This is a genomic window from Lysobacter gummosus, from assembly GCF_001442805.1.
In the GTDB taxonomy this organism is placed as follows: Bacteria; Pseudomonadota; Gammaproteobacteria; order Xanthomonadales; family Xanthomonadaceae; genus Lysobacter; species Lysobacter gummosus.
Map to the genome: position 1 here is coordinate 1,423,386 of NZ_CP011131.1, position 15,661 is coordinate 1,439,046.

14 protein-coding genes are annotated in these 15,661 nt (G+C 67.0%); 4 read left to right on the forward strand and 10 right to left on the reverse strand.

Annotation, left to right across the window (positions count from 1 at the left end):
* Positions 1-216: 216 nt before the first annotated feature.
* From LG3211_RS05800 to LG3211_RS05815, 4 genes are read right to left on the reverse strand one after another with little or no spacing between them, the layout of a single operon-like run.
* Entirely contained in the window at positions 217-969 is a 753-nt protein-coding gene (locus LG3211_RS05800) for a phosphoadenylyl-sulfate reductase (RefSeq protein WP_057941991.1), read from the reverse strand.
* Positions 966-2,705, reverse strand: a complete 1,740-nt coding sequence (gene cysI, locus LG3211_RS05805; protein ID WP_057941992.1) for an assimilatory sulfite reductase (NADPH) hemoprotein subunit — start codon at positions 2,703-2,705, stop codon at positions 966-968. Before cysI ends, LG3211_RS05800 begins: the two co-directional genes overlap by 4 nt.
* Positions 2,702-2,950 carry a hypothetical protein gene (locus tag LG3211_RS05810; protein ID WP_057941993.1) on the reverse strand — a complete coding sequence of 83 codons (249 nt, stop codon included), beginning with the start codon at positions 2,948-2,950 and terminating at the stop codon, positions 2,702-2,704. Before LG3211_RS05810 ends, cysI begins: the two co-directional genes overlap by 4 nt.
* Positions 2,950-4,800, reverse strand: a complete 1,851-nt coding sequence (locus LG3211_RS05815) for an assimilatory sulfite reductase (NADPH) flavoprotein subunit (RefSeq protein WP_237049838.1) — start codon at positions 4,798-4,800, stop codon at positions 2,950-2,952. The genes LG3211_RS05810 and LG3211_RS05815 overlap by 1 nt, the downstream gene beginning before the upstream one ends.
* Positions 4,801-5,200: 400 nt before the next feature.
* Between LG3211_RS05815 and cysD the strand changes: the two genes are divergently transcribed.
* Both cysD and cysN read left to right on the forward strand, forming a co-directional pair.
* Complete coding sequence (gene cysD / locus LG3211_RS05820) at positions 5,201-6,187, forward strand: sulfate adenylyltransferase subunit CysD (RefSeq protein ID WP_083512339.1); 987 nt, start codon at positions 5,201-5,203, stop codon at positions 6,185-6,187.
* On the forward strand, positions 6,187-8,184 hold the full coding sequence (gene cysN / locus LG3211_RS05825; protein WP_083512340.1) for a sulfate adenylyltransferase subunit CysN: 1,998 nt from the start codon (positions 6,187-6,189) through the stop codon (positions 8,182-8,184). The genes cysD and cysN overlap by 1 nt, the downstream gene beginning before the upstream one ends.
* Positions 8,185-8,278: 94 nt before the next feature.
* Here cysN and LG3211_RS05830 read toward each other — a convergent pair whose 3' ends face one another.
* Together LG3211_RS05830 and LG3211_RS05835 are read right to left on the reverse strand one after the other, a co-directional pair.
* On the reverse strand, positions 8,279-8,524 hold the full coding sequence (locus tag LG3211_RS05830; RefSeq protein ID WP_057941994.1) for a GlsB/YeaQ/YmgE family stress response membrane protein: 246 nt from the start codon (positions 8,522-8,524) through the stop codon (positions 8,279-8,281).
* Between the two features lie 302 nt (positions 8,525-8,826).
* Positions 8,827-10,320 carry a M20 family metallopeptidase gene (locus LG3211_RS05835; protein WP_057941995.1) on the reverse strand — a complete coding sequence of 498 codons (1,494 nt, stop codon included), beginning with the start codon at positions 10,318-10,320 and terminating at the stop codon, positions 8,827-8,829.
* A 221-nt stretch (positions 10,321-10,541) separates the two neighbouring features.
* On the opposite strand from LG3211_RS05835, the gene LG3211_RS05845 reads away from it, so the two are divergent.
* Together LG3211_RS05845 and LG3211_RS05850 are read left to right on the forward strand one after the other, a co-directional pair.
* Complete coding sequence (locus LG3211_RS05845; protein ID WP_057941997.1) at positions 10,542-10,880, forward strand: ComEA family DNA-binding protein; 339 nt, start codon at positions 10,542-10,544, stop codon at positions 10,878-10,880.
* A gap of 353 nt (positions 10,881-11,233) precedes the next feature.
* The gene (locus LG3211_RS05850; RefSeq protein WP_057941998.1) at positions 11,234-11,854 is read left to right on the forward strand and encodes a HutD/Ves family protein; all 621 of its coding nucleotides are present in this window, start codon (positions 11,234-11,236) and stop codon (positions 11,852-11,854) included.
* Between the two features lies 1 nt (position 11,855).
* Here LG3211_RS05850 and LG3211_RS27420 read toward each other — a convergent pair whose 3' ends face one another.
* The 4 genes from LG3211_RS27420 to LG3211_RS05865 all read right to left on the reverse strand — a co-directional run bounded on the left by LG3211_RS27420 (position 11,856) and on the right by LG3211_RS05865 (position 15,564).
* Entirely contained in the window at positions 11,856-12,038 is a 183-nt protein-coding gene (locus LG3211_RS27420) for a DUF6053 domain-containing protein (RefSeq protein WP_222837578.1), read from the reverse strand.
* Entirely contained in the window at positions 12,035-13,627 is a 1,593-nt protein-coding gene (locus LG3211_RS05855) for a sulfite reductase subunit alpha (protein WP_237049839.1), read from the reverse strand. The genes LG3211_RS27420 and LG3211_RS05855 overlap by 4 nt, the downstream gene beginning before the upstream one ends.
* A gap of 86 nt (positions 13,628-13,713) precedes the next feature.
* Positions 13,714-14,628 (reverse strand): FAD:protein FMN transferase, encoded by a 915-nt coding sequence (locus LG3211_RS05860; protein WP_425479963.1) that lies wholly within the window; start codon positions 14,626-14,628, stop codon positions 13,714-13,716.
* Between the two features lie 126 nt (positions 14,629-14,754).
* Entirely contained in the window at positions 14,755-15,564 is an 810-nt protein-coding gene (locus LG3211_RS05865) for a DUF4198 domain-containing protein (protein ID WP_057942000.1), read from the reverse strand.
* Positions 15,565-15,661: the final 97 nt, after the last annotated feature.

Here is a 15,661-nt window from a genome sequence, read left to right on the forward strand (position 1 = left end):
GGCGGTGCGGTGAAAGCAAAGGCAAATCCCCCTGGCCCCCCTTTTTCAAAGGGGGGAACTCTTCGGGGTGGGGTGAAGGGGCTTGGGAATTATCGCTTCGTGCGCAACGCGCTTCGGTGGCTACCCGCGACCACGATCCCGCCTACCGAACTTCCCCCTTTGAAAAAGGGGGATTGAGGGGGATTTGCTCTTAAGTCCAGCAGCGCCCCGCAACGATCAAGCGGCCTTATCTTCCGCCACCGGCTCACTATCGAAATGCAGCCCGCATTCGCGCTTTAGCCCGAAGAAGCGCGTGTCCTCCTCGCGCATGCCCGGCTCCAGCCGCCGCGTAGTGTGGGTGTCGCCGATCGACACATAGCCGTCGTGCCACAACGGGTGGTAAGGCAGATCATGAGTCTGCAAATACTGCCAGATATCGCGATCGGTCCAGTCCGCCAGCGGATGCAGCTTCCAGCGGCCGTCCTTCAACTGCACGAAATCGATGTTGGCGCGGCTACCCGACTGGCTGCGGCGCAGGCCGGCGATCCAGGTGCGCACGCCCAGTTCGCTCAAGGCGCGTTGCATCGGCTCGACCTTGCGCAGGCGGTTGTAGCGCTCGATGCCTTCCACGCCCTGTTCCCACAAGCGACCGAATCGCGCTTCCATCCAGGCCACGCCCATCTGCGGGCGATACACCTTCAGATTGAGATCGAGGCGCTCGCCGAGCTGGTCGATGAAGCGATAGGTCTCCGGAAACAGATAACCGGTATCGACCACGATCACGGGAATCTTCGGCGCCTGCGCGGTCACCATGTGCAGCGACACCGCCGACTGCGCGCCGAAACTCGACGACAGCGCGTGTTCGCCCGCGGTGTTTTCCAGCGCCCAGGCGATGCGCTGCTGCGCCGACTGGGTGCCCAGCCAGGCGTTGAGTTCGGCCAGCGCGCGCGGGGATTCGGCGGCGGTGACAGGGTCGGTGGGTGCGCTCATGCGTGGGCCTCGGTAACCAGAACGACCGGAATGCCGGTGGGAGTGGGATAGGGGACGGATACGACTTCGCTGCGGACCAGGTAATCGCCGAAACCTTCGTCGCCGATGCGCTCGCTTGCATAACCGGCGAACAAGGGATCGAGCGCGGCCAGGATTTCGGGTTCGGCGATGTTCTCGCGGTACAACGTGTTCAAGCGCTGGCCGCGATGATCGGCGCCCAGCATCAGGTTGTAGCGGCCGGGCGCCTTGCCGACCAGGGCGATCTCGCCCAGGTACGGGCGCGAACAACCATTCGGGCAGCCGCTGATGCGCAGGTTGATCGCGGCATCGGGAATCGCATGGCGCGCCAGCAGCTTTTCGACTTCGCCGACGAAATCGGGCAGATAACGTTCGGCCTCGGCCATCGCCAGGCCGCAGGTCGGCAGCGCCACGCAGGCCAGGGCATTGCGGCGCACCGGGCTGGCCTGGATATAGCCGTCCAGGCCATGCCGGGCGACCAGCGCATCGACTTGCGCGCGCAAGTCCGCGGGCACCCCGGCGATCACCAGATTCTGGTTCGGCGTCATGCGGAATTCGGCGCCGTCGTGGCCGCTGAGCAGTTGCGCGATTTCGCGCAGGCCGCTCAGATGAGTGACCGCCGCGCCCAGACCGTCGAGCGCGCCGTCGACGATGCGCCCGGCCGGAATGCGCAAGGTCAGATGCGCGCGGCCGTCGTCGCCTTCGACCCAGCCGAAGCGGTCGCCGTTGTGGCGGAAGGCGAACGGCCGCGCCGGCTGGAGAGAGAATCCGGCGCGGCGTTCGACTTCCGATTTGAACCAGTCCAGCCCGCGATCGTCGATGGTGTACTTCAGACGCGCGCGCTTGCGCACTTCGCGATTGCCGAAATCGCGCTGCGCTGTCACCACCGCTTCGCCGACCGCGATCACCTGACCCGGCGCGACGAAGCCGATCACGTCGGCCACGCGCGGATAGGTTTCGGCGTCGCCGTGAGTCGCGCCCATGCCGCCGCCGACGGTGACGTTGTAGCCGAGCAGTTCTCCGTCTTCGATGATCGCGATGTAGCCCAGGTCCTGCGCGAACACATCGACATCGTTGTACGGCGGAATCGCGAAGCCGATCTTGAACTTGCGCGGCAGGTAGGCCTTGCCGTAGATCGGCTCGTCCTCGCTGCCGCTGCCGGCGATGCGTTCTTCGTCCAGCCAGATTTCGTAGTAGGCGCGGGTGTTTGGCAGCAGATGCTCCGACAGCGCCGCGGCCTGGGCGAACACCGCCGCGTGCGAGGCCGACAGCTGCGGATTGGCGGCGACCGCGACATTGCGGTTGACGTCGCCGCAGGCGGCCAGAGTGTCGATCAGCGTGGCGTTGATCGCCTGCATGGTCGGCTTGAGCTCGGTCTTGATCACGCCGTGGAACTGGAAGGCCTGGCGGGTGGTGACGCGCAGGCCGCGCTCGGCGTAGCGGGTGGCGATGCCGTCGAGCTTGAGCCATTGCTCGGGCGACACCACGCCGCCGGGCGTGCGGGTGCGGATCATGAAGCTGTAGGCCGGCTCCAGCAGCGCCTGACGGCGCTCCTCGCGCACGTCGCGATCGTCCTGCTGATAGCTGCCGTGGTACTTGATCAGGGTCTGGTCGTCGTCGTTCAGCGCGCCGGTGACCGGGTTGGCCAGACTTTCCAGCAAGGTGCCGCGCAGACGCGCGCTGGACTGTTTGATGTCCTCGACCGAATGCGCGCTCATGCCGGCGCTCCGGCGCGCGAGCGCAGCGGATGCAGCCCGAACAGAACGCGGCCCGCTCGCGACGGCGCGCTCTTGGCGACGCGCTCGACCACGGCGGCGGAAACTCGTCCGCGTTCCATCCGGACTGCCGGGGCAACTTGCACTGCGTGGCGGTCAGTAGACATCAACGGCGGCGCGGCGACCTGCGACGCGCGGCCCGATTCGATGAAATGGCGTTCGAGGAAATACAGGCGCTGCGCGTACATCAATAAACGTCCCGGGCGTAACGGCCCTGTTGCTGCAACTCGTTCAGATACTCTTCGGCGGCTTCCGCGCTCTTGCCGCCGTGTTCGGCGATGACCGACAGCAACGCGGCGTGCACGTCGCGGGCCATTCGGGTGGCGTCGCCGCACACGTACAGGTGCGCGCCGCCCTGCAGCCAGTCGTACAGGTCGCGGCCGTGTTCGCGCAGGCGATGCTGCACGTAGACCTTTTGCGCCTGATCGCGCGAGAAGGCCAGATCGAGCCGATGCAGCTGGCCCGACTTCAGCGCCGCCTGCCATTCGGTCTGGTAGAGGAAATCGGTGCGGAAATGCGGATTGCCGAACAGCAACCAGTTGCGGCCGCCGGCGCCGTCGGCGGCGCGGTCCTGGACGAAGCCGCGGAACGGCGCCACGCCGGTGCCCGGGCCGATCATGACGATGTCGCGATTGCCGTCGGCGGGCAGGCGGAAGCGCTCGTTGTGTTCGATGAACACCGGCAGGCGCTCGCCTTCCTCCGCTGCGGCCAGCAGATGCGAGGCCGCACCCCAGCGCGGGCCGTGTTCGCTTTCGTATTGCAGATGGGCGACGGTCAGATGCGCTTCTTCGCCGACGGCCTTCTGGCTGGAAGCGATCGAATACAGCCGCGGCGTCAGCGGACGCAGCGCGGCGACCAGTTCTTCCGCCGACCACTGGCCGTCGTAGCGCTGCAGCAGGTCGATCACCTGCGTGCGCGACAGCAGATCGGCCAATTGCGCGGCGTTGTCCGGCGCGAGCAGGCGGTTGAGTTCGTCGCTGCGCGCGTGCGCGGCGTGGCTGGCGATGAACGGCCGCGCCAGCTTGGTGAGTTCGCGCTTTTCGCCCAGCCACTGCCGCAGCGGCAGATTGTGGCCGCCGTGGCTGACCGAGGCGTCGCCGTCGAGTTCCAGCGTCTCCAGCACCGCCTGCACCAGCTCGGGCGGGTTGCGCGGCCACAGGCCAAGCGCGTCGCCGGGCTGATAGTGCAGGCCGGAGCCTTCCAGCGACAGTTCGATATGACGGATGTCCTTGTCGGCGCTGTACGCGCCGCGCGCGCTGGTGCCGCGCGCGATCAGGCGGCGGTTGGCGATCAGCTCGGCCGCGAACGGCGCGTCGCGATGGAACGCCGGCGCCGCCGGCAGCGGCCGCAGCGGCGTCACCGTGGCCAGATGCGCGGCCGCCGGCTTCAGGGTTTCCTTCGCCTGGGTCAGCGCCTGCTGCAGCCACGGCGTGGAGACGGTTTCGAAATCCAGGTCGGCTTCGCCGCGCGCGAACAGACGCGTGGCGCCCAGTTCGGCCAGGCGCGTGTCGAGCTTGCTGCCGATCGCGCAGAACTGCGGGTAGCTGGAATCGCCCAGGCCCAGCACGGCGTAGCTCAGGTTCTTGAGCTCGGGCGCGCGCTTGCCGGCAAGGAATTCGACCAGACCGCGCGCGTCGTCCGGCGGATCGCCGTCGCCCTGGGTGCTGATGACGATGTAGAGCAGGCGCTCGTTCTTGAGTTCGCGGGTCGGGTAGGCGTCGGCGCGGAGCAGGCGCACGCCCAGTCCGGCGGCCTCGGCCTGGCTGGCGAGCTGCTCGGCCAATCGCTTGGCGTTGCCGGTCTGGCTGCCATAGACGATGGTCAGGCGCTCGCTGCTCCTGGCTTCCGGCAGGGCCGCCGCGACCGCGGTGGCGAGCGTGCCGGCGCCGGAACGGGCCAGGCCGGCGGCGTAGCCGGACAGCCACCACAGACTGTTGCTGTCCAGGCCGTCGGTGAGACGGGCGAGCGAATCGAGCCGGTCCGCGGGCAGCGGAGTGGCGAGCACAGCGGGGGCGATCGTGGTGGCGGCGGCGGGCACGGCGGTCGGCGTCTGGCTTGGGAGACTGCAGGCTACGAGCCGGAAACCCCCGTCCGGAAAGGATGCTCGGTTATGCGTTCATGACCTGCGCTCATTTCTCCCCGAATCCGGGGGGATTTCTAATGGACCGTGTCGAAGCGGTCGCTGGGACTGGGTATGGGCCCGGTTTCGGGGCGGCTGCAGACGGGTCGGGTGCGCGGGTTCGGGTGGGTCCGGTGGGTGGTGGGGCCGGGCTTCGGAGGCGGCATTGACCTTGTGTTTCGTTACTTCGGTTGGTTCGATGGGCGCGGCGGGCAATCCCCGGCGACGTCCCGGGAACCGGAATCACCGCTACAGGCCAGGCGCCGCCGCGTCGCCCGGCCGATCCTGGAACGCGGCTTTGCTTGCGAGTCCGCCTGAGATGAGTGCGTCACCCGATCTGAGTGTCCTGTTCGACCCGTCCGCCGCCGTGGAGACGCCAGTGCATGGCGGACCGCGGCTGGCGCCGCATGCGTTGAGTCATCTGGACAAGCTGGAAGCCGAGAGCATCCACATCCTGCGCGAGGTCGCCGCCGAGTTCCGCAATCCGGTGATGCTGTACTCGGTCGGCAAGGACAGTTCGGTGCTGCTGCATCTGCTGCTCAAGGCCTTTTATCCCGCGCGTCCGCCGATTCCGCTGCTGCACGTGGACACCGGCTGGAAGTTCGGCGAAATGATTTCCTTCCGCGACCAGCGCGCGCGCGAAACCGGCGTGGACCTGCGCGTGCACATCAATCCCGACGGTCTGGCCCAGGGCATCGGCCCGGTCAGTCACGGCGCGGCGGTGCATACCGATGTGATGAAGACTCAGGGCCTCAAGCAGGCGCTGGACTGGAACAAGTTCGACGCCGCCATTGGCGGCGCCCGCCGCGACGAAGAAAAATCGCGGGCCAAGGAGCGCATCTTCTCGTTCCGCAATCCGCAGCATCGCTGGGACCCGAAGAACCAGCGCCCGGAGCTGTGGAATCTGTACAACACCCGCATCCACAGCGGCGAAAGCGTGCGCGTGTTTCCGATCTCCAACTGGACCGAGCTGGACGTGTGGCTGTACATCTATCGCGAGCGCATCCCGGTGCCGTCGCTGTACTTCGCCGCGCCGCGTCCGGTGGTGGAGCGCGAGGGCAGCCTGATCCTGGTCGATGACGGGCGTCTACCGCTGCGCGACGGCGAAACGCCGCAGATGCGCAAGGTGCGTTTCCGCACCCTGGGCTGCTATCCGCTGACCGGCGCGATCGAATCCGAAGCCGATACGCTGGAAAAAATCATCGCCGAGATGCTGGTCGCCACCACCTCCGAACGCCAGGGCCGGATGATCGATCACGATCCGTCCGCCTCGATGGAGCGCAAGAAGCAGGAGGGCTATTTCTGATGAAGCCGGGACTGGAAATTCGCGATTCGGGATTCGCGCAAGCGCGCGGCGGGGCGGCCGAGGGTTCGACGGACAAGGCGGAGGCGAGCGTGTTGGCTTTCGCCAATCCCGAATCGCGAATCCCCGATTTCGCGGGCGACGCCATCGCCGCCTACCTGCAGCAGCACGAACGCAAGAGCCTGCTGCGCTTCATCACCTGCGGCAGCGTGGACGACGGCAAGAGCACGCTGATCGGCCGCCTGCTGCACGACACCCAGCGCCTGTTCGAAGACCAGCTGGCCGCGCTCGACGCCGACAGCCGCCGTCACGGCACCCGCAACGGCGAAGTCGATTACGCCTTGTTGGTCGATGGCCTGGCCGCCGAGCGCGAGCAGGGCATCACCATCGATGTCGCCTATCGCTATTTCGGCACCGACCAGCGCAAGTTCATCGTCGCCGACTGCCCGGGCCATGAGCAGTACACCCGCAACATGGCCACCGGCGCGTCCACCGCCGATCTGGCGGTGGTGTTGGTGGATGCGCGCAAGGGCCTGCTGACGCAGACGCGCCGCCACAGCTATATCGTTTCGCTACTGGGCATCCGCCATGTGCTGCTGGCGGTGAACAAGATGGATCTGGTCGATTTCGATCAGGACGTGTTCGACCGCATCGTCGGCGAATACCGCGAACTCGCGGCGAAGCTCGGCATCGATCACGTGCAGGCGGTGCCGCTGTCGGCGCTCAACGGCGACAACCTCACCGCTGCTTCGGCGTCCACGCCCTGGTACACCGGGCCGAGCGTGCTCGAACACCTGGAAACGGTCGATGTCTCGCATCGCGCGGCCGAGATCGGCTTACGCCTGCCGGTGCAATGGGTCAATCGTCCGCACCAGGACTTCCGCGGCTTCGCCGGCACCATCACCGCCGGCTCGGTGCGGCCGGGCGACGAAATCGTCGCGCTGCCGTCGGGGCGTCGCTCACGCGTGCAACGCATCGTCACCGCCGACGGCGATCTGGCCCAGGCCTTCGCCGGGCAGGCGGTCACGCTGACGCTGGCGGACGAACTCGATATCAGCCGCGGCGACGTGATCGCCAGCGCGGCGCAGCCGGCGCAGGTGGCCGATCAGTTCGCCGCGCATCTGCTGTGGATGGACGCCAAGCCGCTGCTGCCGAGCCGTTCGTATTGGCTGAAGATCGGCACCCGCACGGTCGCGGTCAGCATCACCGAGATCAAGCACAAGATCGACGTCAACACCCAGGCGCAGCTGGCGGCGCGGCAGTTGGAACTCAACGAAGTCGCGTACTGCAATCTCAGCCTGGATCAGCCGATCGCGTTCGAGGTTTATCGCGACAATCGCGATCTCGGCGGTTTCGTGTTGATCGACCGTCAGACCAACGCCACCGTCGCCGCCGGCACGCTCGACTTCGCCCTGCGCCGCGCGGAGAACATTCACTGGCAGCCGGTCGATGTAGACAAGGCCGCGCGCTCGCGCAGCAAGCAACAAACGCCGCGCTGCGTGTGGTTCACCGGTCTGTCGGGTTCGGGCAAATCGACCATCGCCAATCTGGTCGACAAGCAGCTGCACGCATTGGGCCACCACACCTTCATTCTCGATGGCGACAACGTGCGTCACGGGCTCAACAAGGACCTGGGCTTCACCGACGCGGATCGGGTCGAGAACATCCGCCGCGTCGCCGAGGTCGCCAAGTTGATGACCGACGCCGGCCTGATCGTGCTGGTCAGCTTCATTTCGCCGTTCCGCGCCGAGCGCCGGTTGGCGCGCGAGCTGTTCGGCGATGGCGAGTTCGTGGAAGTGTTCGTCGATACGCCGTTGGGCGAGGCCGAGCGGCGCGACGTCAAGGGCCTGTACGCGAAGGCGCGCGCCGGCAAGATCCCGAACTTCACCGGCATCGATTCGCCGTACGAAGCGCCCGAGTCGCCGGAGCTGCGGCTCGACACCCTGGAGGAAGATGCGCAGGCGCTGGCGCAGCGGGTGGTGGATTACCTGCGGGACTGACGGCGTTGTCCAGCATCGAGCGATCGCGCAAATAAAAAACGCCCCGGCCGAAACCGGGGCGTTCTCGTTCGCAGCGCTGCGCTGCGCTCGGGCGTCAGCCCTTCGCGGTCTTGCTGCGAATCATCTCGTACAGGAACAACAGCACCACCGCGCACACCACCGAGATGATGATGCCGATGAAGCCGCCGCCGGCATAGAACAGGCTGCCGATATAGGCGCCGGCGATGCCGAGCAGGATGGTCAGGATCCAGCCCATCGGGTCCGCGCCGGGCTTGAAGAAGCGCGCGAGGATGCCGATGACTGCGCCGATGATGATCGTGGAAATAATGCCGCCGAACATGGCTTGCCTCCTCAGGAGGATAGGTGGGAACGCGGCAGGATCATGTGACTGGCGCCGTCGCTGCCGTGTGAGGGCGGCGGTTTGGGTTGTCCAGCGGTTAAGCCAGTGCGCCATGGCGCGAAAAAGGCTTCGAAGTCGCTTGCGTGCCGGTAGCGGTGACGTATCGGTTCTGGCGACCGCGCGCGCTGCGTGCACTGGATCGCGCCCGGGTAATCCGCAGGCTTGAGCGCAACGGCATCGCGAAATAAAAAAGGCGGGCCCAATGAGGGGCCCGCCTTTTTGTCGCAGCGAAGATCAGCGGATCAGCAGCAGCCGTGATCGCCGTGACGATCGCCGCTGTCGGCCGCGACGGCGACGCCGGTGGTCTCGCCGCGCTGGCTGGCTTCATGATGCTCGGCCACCACGCGCGCCACGCACGCGGTCACGCGCTTGCCCATCGGGATGTGCAGGAACTCGTTCGGGCCGTGCGCGTTGGAATGCGGGCCCAGCACGCCGGTGATCATGAACTGCGCGCCCGGGAACTTTTCGCCGAGCATGCCCATGAACGGAATCGAGCCGCCTTCGCCCATGTACATCGCCGGCTGGCCGAAGAAATCGCGGCTGGAGGTGTCGATCGCCTTCGACAACCACGACGACATCGCCGGCGCGTTCCAACCGCTGGAGGACTTCTCCAGTTCCAGCGTGACCTGCGCGCCGTTGGGCGGATCGCGCAGCAGCACTTCCTTGAGCAGTTCGCCGGCGCGCTTGCCGTCCAGGGTCGGCGGCAGGCGCAACGACAGCTTTACCGAGGTGTGCGGACGCAGCACGTTGCCGGCCGAAGCCAGCGACGGCATGCCGTCAACGCCGGTGACCGACAGCGCCGGACGCCAAGTGCGGTTGAGCACCAGTTCCGACAGGCCCTCGGCCATCGGCTTCATGCCGGGCAGGAACGGGAACTTGTCGTAGATCGCCGTGCCCAGCACCTTGGCGGCCTGGCGGGCCTGCTCCAGGCGTTCTTCCGGCACGTCCACGTACAGGCCTTCGATCAGGATCTTGCCGCTGGTTTCGTCCTCAAGGCGCGAGAGCAGCTGGCGCAGCAGGCGGAAACTCGACGGCACGATGCCGGACGCGTCGCCCGAGTGCACGCCTTCGCTGAGCACCTTGACGGTGAAATTGCCGCCGGCCAGGCCGCGCAGCGAGGTCGTGCACCACAGTTGGTCGTAGTTGCCGCAGCCCGAATCCAGGCACACCACCAGCGAGGGCTGGCCGATCCGCTCGGCGAGGTGATCGACATAGGCCGGCAGGTCGTAGCTGCCCGATTCCTCGCAGGCCTCGATCAGGATCACGCAGCGCGAGTGCGGAATCTGCTGTTCCTGCAGGGCCAGGATCGCGGCCAGCGAGCCGAAGATCGCGTAACCGTCGTCGGCGCCGCCGCGGCCGTACAGCTTGTCGCCCTTGATCACCGGCTTCCACGGGCCCAGGTCGTCGTCCCAGCCGGTCATCTCCGGCTGCTTGTCCAGGTGGCCGTAGAGCAGCACGCAATCCTCATTGCTGCCGCCGTGGGCGGCGGGAATGTCGAGGAAGATCAACGGCGTGCGGCCTTCCAGGCGCACCACCTCGACCTGCATGCCGGGGATCGACTGGGACTTGGCCCAGGACTCCATCAGCTTGACCGCATCGTCCATGTAGCCGTGCTTGACCCAGTCGGCGTCGAACATCGGCGACTTGTTGGGAATGCGGATGTATTCGACCAATTGCGGGACGATTTCGTCGTCCCACTTGCCGCTCACGTAACGATCGACCTTGCTGGCGTCCATCATCGGGGCCTTCGAAGCTGGGAAAGACGCCAGTTTACCCCTCCGGGACCGTGTAGGACTTTTCCTACCCTGCGCTGCGGCTACGCCCGACTTCGCGCAGGCCTGCCTGGCGATAACCTGTGCCCATCGAGACATGGACACTGTCTCCACCGGCGGACACAAGGACTCAGGGATGTACGTCCGCCGGATCGGAAAGGAATCCAATCTCAGGAGCTAAAGTCATGAAATCGTTTGCCCTCATCGCCAAGTCGTTGGTTCTGTCGTTGCTGCTGGCTGGCAGCGCCTACGCCTCGGAGCAGGTCAATATCAACAGCGCCGACGCTGCCACGCTGGATCGCGTGCTGCTTAACGTCGGAGCGTCCAAGGCCGAAGCCATCGTCGCCTACCGCAAGGCCAACGGAGCCTTCCGCAGCGTCGAACAGCTGGCCTTGGTCAAGGGAATCGGTCTGAAGACGGTCGAAAAGAACCGGGACCGAATCGTGGTGGGTGGCGCGCCGCAAGGCCGGCCGACCAACACCGCCGGCGCGATCGCAGCACCGCGCGCCGCCAGCAAGCGCTGAAACAACCTGCCGGCACCGTACGGATGCGGAGTCGGTAGTTAATCGGGCAAGGATGCCCGAAGGATTCGGGGGGAGGTCCCTGGACACGGAAGTACGTCGCCCCGCCGCGGATGGATCCGCGGTGGGGCACATCCTTTTTGGGGAATCGGGAATCGGGAATCGGGAATCGGGAGTCGGGAGTCGGCGCCCCTGGCGGCCGAAGCCGCAGTCCCCCATCCCTCCGAGAACCACCCCCGAAGCTTCCCCCCTTTGAAAAAGGGGGGCAGGGGGATTCGCTCTTGCTCCCCAACCCCACCTGGGCCAGACCGCATCCAGCCCCTAGACTGCGCGTCAGCCCGCAGCCTCCCACCGCCATGTCCGACAGCCTGTCCTGGTCCATCCCCGCCAACGAGTACCGCCGCGAACGCTGGCGCAATCAGTTCGGCTGGACCCGCGAGATCGTGCGCATGAGCCGCCAGACCGGCGGTGTCGATCGCCCGGCCGAAGGCGAGGACTGGGACTGGCGCCTGTCGATCGCGGAAATCGAGCGCGACGCGCCGTTTTCGGCCTTCCCCGGCATCGATCGCGAACTGGTGCTGCTCAGCGGCAACGGCCTGCGCCTGCGCTTCAACGATGGCGAAGCCCACGAACTGTTGCCGCCGCACGACAAGCTGCGCTTTCCCGGCGAGCGCGAGGTGCTCGGCGAACTGCTCGACGGCCCGACCCACGACTTCAACCTGATGTGGCGCCGCGACCGCGTCCGCGCGGAGCTGTGGCACCGGCCGCTGGTAGGCCCGATGGTGATCTTCGCCGAACCGCACCACAGCTGGGCTGTGCATCTGCTCGCCGGGCAAGCGCGATTTGCCGACGACTCGGGTCTGCCGCCACTGCACGCCGGCGATACCGCGATTCTCGCCGCCGGCAGCGAACGTCTGCGGCATGTGCTCGAAGGTGGCGGGGAAGTGCTGCTGGTGCGCGTGGCTGCGGTTGAGTGAGTCAGCCAGGCGCTGGAACCGCGCCTTGTTCTTTGTGCCGCAAGATCATCGGGCACTGAACCGAAAGCATCGGGGCTGAAGCCCCTCCCACAATATGCTTCGAGCGTACGAAGTCTTTTGTGGGAGGGGCTTCAGCCCCGATGCTTTCCGATCCGCTCGCCGCGAACCCGCAACCTAACCTCAATAAACATCGCGCCGGTAACGGCCCTCGGCCGCCATCGTTTCCAGGGCGTCCACGCCCACGGCCTCCACCAGCGCCGCCTCCACCCCCGGCGCCATGCCTTCCAGACTGCCGCAGACATAAACAGACGCGCCCGCGCCGATCCACGCGCGCACCTCATCGACGTGCTCGCGCAGCAACTGTTGAACATAGACACGCGATCGTCCGTCGCGCGAGAACGCATAGTCGGCGCGCTCGATCGAACCCTGCGCCAGCCAGGCTTCGAGTTCATCGCGATAGTGCAGATCGCAGGCCGCATTGCGTTCGCCGAACAACAGCCAGTTGCGATGATGGCCCGCGGCGATGCGCGTCTTGAGCAAGGCGCGCAAGCCCGCCAGGCCGGTGCCGTTGCCGATCAGGATCATCGGCCGCGCATCGCCCGGCGCGTGGAAAGAGGCATTGCTGCGGATGCGAAGGTCGATCGACGAATCCAGCGGCGCGTACTCGCTCAGCCAGCCGCTGCCCACGCCCAGGCTGCCGTCGTCGCGGCGCATCTGCCGGACCAGCAGCCGCAGCGAACCTTCCGCGGCGATCGAGGCGATCGAATATTCACGATGCGGCAACGGCGCCAGCGTGGCGGCGATCGCCTGCGCGCTTTGCCCGCGCAGCGCGGCCGGATCGGGCAGGTGCGAACGCGCCAGCAACTCGGCCAGAGTGAGATCAGCTTCGTCGCGACGCACGTGCGTCGCGCCGTCCGCCGCGGCGGACGCCAGCCACAGTGCAACGTCATCGGCGCCATTGCGCGGCCCGATCTCGGCGATATCGCCCGCGTCCCATTGCAACAGCGCGGCATCGGCCGGCACCAGTTCGATATGAAACGCCGGCGCGCCGGCGCTGCCCGGGTTGGACACGCGACGCTCGCGCAAACGCCACGGCGTGTACGCGGGCGCGCTCCAGTCGGGCAGGTCGGTGCGTCCGGCGAGCAGGCCCAGGTGATGTTGCCAATGGCGCAGCGCGCCGGCTTCGCCGTTATCGACTTCGACCAGATCGAACAGCGGCTGCGCGCCGGCATGACGCAGCCAATGATCGAGGCGATGGCCGAACGCGCAGTATTCGTTGTAGTCGCGATCGCCCAGCGCGAGCACGCCATAGCCCAGCCCGGCCAGCGCCGCGCCGCCGCCCATCACCCGGCGCACGAAGGCCGCGGCGCTGTCGGGCGCATCGCCTTCGCCGGTGGTGCTGACCACGAACAGCACACGCGAGTAGTGGCCGAGCTGGCGCGCATCGAGGCTGCCGAGCATGGCCAGATCGGCGCGCAATCCGGCATCGCGCAGCGCGTCGCAGCTACGACGCGCCAGTTGTTCCGCGAAACCGGTCTGGCTGGCGAAGGCGACCAACCAATCGCCACGCCGATCCTGCGCGAGCTGCGGCAAGGCCTGCGCGCGAGCGCTGCGCGCGCGCGACACCGCCACGCTGATCACGAATCCCGCGTAAGCGGCGAGCAGCGCCGCCGCGGCCCACAAGCGTCCGCGTCCCGGCGCGACCCAGTTCCATGGCTCGGCCTGCCACTGCGACAAGGCGATCGCCAACGCCGCCAGCGCGGCCAGAATCACGGCGTTGCCAATCGACGACAGATCGAAACCACGCGACCGGGATGCGGACGCCTTCGGTGCGGGCGGTTCGGAAGAGGGCAGCGAATTCATGCGGCGCGCTGACAGGCGACGAAGCCCGGTGTGGTGCGGGTGACGAAGCGGTCGCCTTCGCGCAACACGAACAACGCGGCGAGGCTGCGACGGTTGGCGTAGGCGATGCCGGCATGCGCGCCGAGCACGGTCAGCGCGGTCGCCAGGGCGTCGGCCTGCATGCAGTGCTGGTGCAACACCGTCACCGAAGCGACGGTGTTATCGATCGGCGCGCCGCTGCGCGGATCGAGGGTATGCGAATAACGGCGTTCGCCGGCGTCGAAATAGCGGCGGTAATCGCCCGAGGTCGCGATCGCCAAGCCGTCGAGCGCGATCACCGCCGCGGCTTCGTCGTCGCCGCCGCCGGGTTGCTCGACCGCGACCCGCCACTGCGAGCCATCGGGTTTGCGCCCATGCGCGCGCAGTTCGCCGCCGACTTCGATCAGGCAATCGGCGACATCCTGCGCCAGCAGCCAATCGGCGACGCGATCGACGCCATAGCCCTTCGCGATCGAGGACAAGTCGAGATAGGCGCCGCCGGGTTGCAGCAAAGTCCGCTGCGCGGCATCGAAGCGCAGGCGCCGCCAGTCGACCCGCTCGCGCGCCTGCGCAAGCGTGTGCGTCGCCGGTGTGTGTGCGCAAGCGCCGGCCGGGCCGAAGCCCCACAGATCGGTCAACGGCCCGATGCTCGGATCGTAAGCGCCGTCGGTATCGGCCGCGAGCGCGAGCGCCGCGGCCAGCACCTGCGCGAATTCGGCCGGCAACGCATGCACGCTGCCGGATGGCGCGCGGTTGTAACGACTGATGTCGGAGTCGGCCTGCCACGTACTCATCTGCGCGACGACTTCATCCAGGCGCGCCTGGATGCCGCGTTCGAGCCGTTGCAATTGCGAAGCGGCGGCGATCAGCTTGACCGACCAGCTCGTGCCCATCGTCAGGCCGCGCAGAGTATGCAAGCTCGGCGCGGCGGTGATGATGCCCGGCCGCGACCAGGCCGCGGGCGCGCTTGGCGCGCCCGTCCACGACCCCATCGCTGGCGGCACGCGCTGGCTCATCGTTTACTGCGGCAGCACTTCGACCACGGCGACGTAGCTCAGGCGGCGCTGCTTCGCGTCCGGCAGGCTGGTCTTGTTGTCTTCGCTGGTGGTTTCCAGCCAGTACATGCCGGCTTGCGGCCACTTCACTTCGAACTTGCCGTCGGCGCCGGTGGTGGCGTGGATTTCGCTCTGCTGATCGCGATAGCGGGTCGCGCCCGGCACGATCTCGATCTTCAGGCCCGAAGCCGGCTTGCCGTCGAGCAACAACTGGAACGTCGCCGCTTCGCCGGCGAACAGATCGTTAGGATGGGTCACCGGAACCAGCTCGATGCCCTTGCCGCTGGTCTTGAACACGCCGCTGCTGGGCTTGCCGACGGTGGCGAAGGTTTCCACCCGGCCCAGGCTTTCCGAGGCGCTGATTTCGGTCGCACCGGCCGGAATGGCGGTCTTGAACTCGCTGGCCTTGCCGCGCCAGCGCTTGGCTTCGCCGCCGAACTTGTAGCTGGCGAACATGCCTTCGTTGTTCATCGCGATCTTGTACGTGCCTTCCTGCTGCAGTTGCAGATCGAACACGGTGCGCAGCTTGCCGGTGGCGCCGTTCTGGGGCTCGACCTTGCTGCCGTCGGGCGCGGTGACTTGCAGGCGTTCCAGCGGCAGCGGCACGTGGTTGAAGTAGAACAGGTCGTTGGACACGGCCGCATCGACCGTCATCCACGAGCCCTTGTCGGAGAACACGGTCTGCGACGGCTGCAGCCAGGCCTTGTGCGCTTGCGCGGTGCCGGCGAGAGCGAATGTGGCGACGGTTGCGGCGACTAGAAGCTTGAGGTTCATGGCGATGGGTCCGGGAATGGAGAATGGGGAATTGGGAGTCGGGAATCGTTAGAGCAAAGGCATGTGGGCGTCGGTGAATGGATGAGATCGGAAACAT

Bases quoted from the DNA above. Each gene is read 5' to 3' on its own strand.
- LG3211_RS05835 (WP_057941995.1), bottom strand. From the start codon at position 10,320: ATGGACGCCAGCAAGGTCGATCGTTACGTGAGCGGCAAGTGGGACGAC.
- LG3211_RS05850 (WP_057941998.1), top strand. From the start codon at position 11,234: ATGTCCGACAGCCTGTCCTGGTCCATCCCCGCCAACGAGTACCGCCGC.
- LG3211_RS05860 (WP_425479963.1), bottom strand. From the start codon at position 14,628: ATGGGCACGAGCTGGTCGGTCAAGCTGATCGCCGCCGCTTCGCAATTG.
- cysN (WP_083512340.1), top strand. From the start codon at position 6,187: ATGAAGCCGGGACTGGAAATTCGCGATTCGGGATTCGCGCAAGCGCGC.
- LG3211_RS05830 (WP_057941994.1), bottom strand. From the start codon at position 8,524: ATGTTCGGCGGCATTATTTCCACGATCATCATCGGCGCAGTCATCGGC.
- cysD (WP_083512339.1), top strand. From the start codon at position 5,201: ATGAGTGCGTCACCCGATCTGAGTGTCCTGTTCGACCCGTCCGCCGCC.
- cysI (WP_057941992.1), bottom strand. From the start codon at position 2,705: ATGAGCGCGCATTCGGTCGAGGACATCAAACAGTCCAGCGCGCGTCTG.
- LG3211_RS05865 (WP_057942000.1), bottom strand. From the start codon at position 15,564: ATGAACCTCAAGCTTCTAGTCGCCGCAACCGTCGCCACATTCGCTCTC.
- LG3211_RS05800 (WP_057941991.1), bottom strand. From the start codon at position 969: ATGAGCGCACCCACCGACCCTGTCACCGCCGCCGAATCCCCGCGCGCG.
- LG3211_RS05810 (WP_057941993.1), bottom strand. From the start codon at position 2,950: ATGTACGCGCAGCGCCTGTATTTCCTCGAACGCCATTTCATCGAATCG.
- LG3211_RS05845 (WP_057941997.1), top strand. From the start codon at position 10,542: ATGAAATCGTTTGCCCTCATCGCCAAGTCGTTGGTTCTGTCGTTGCTG.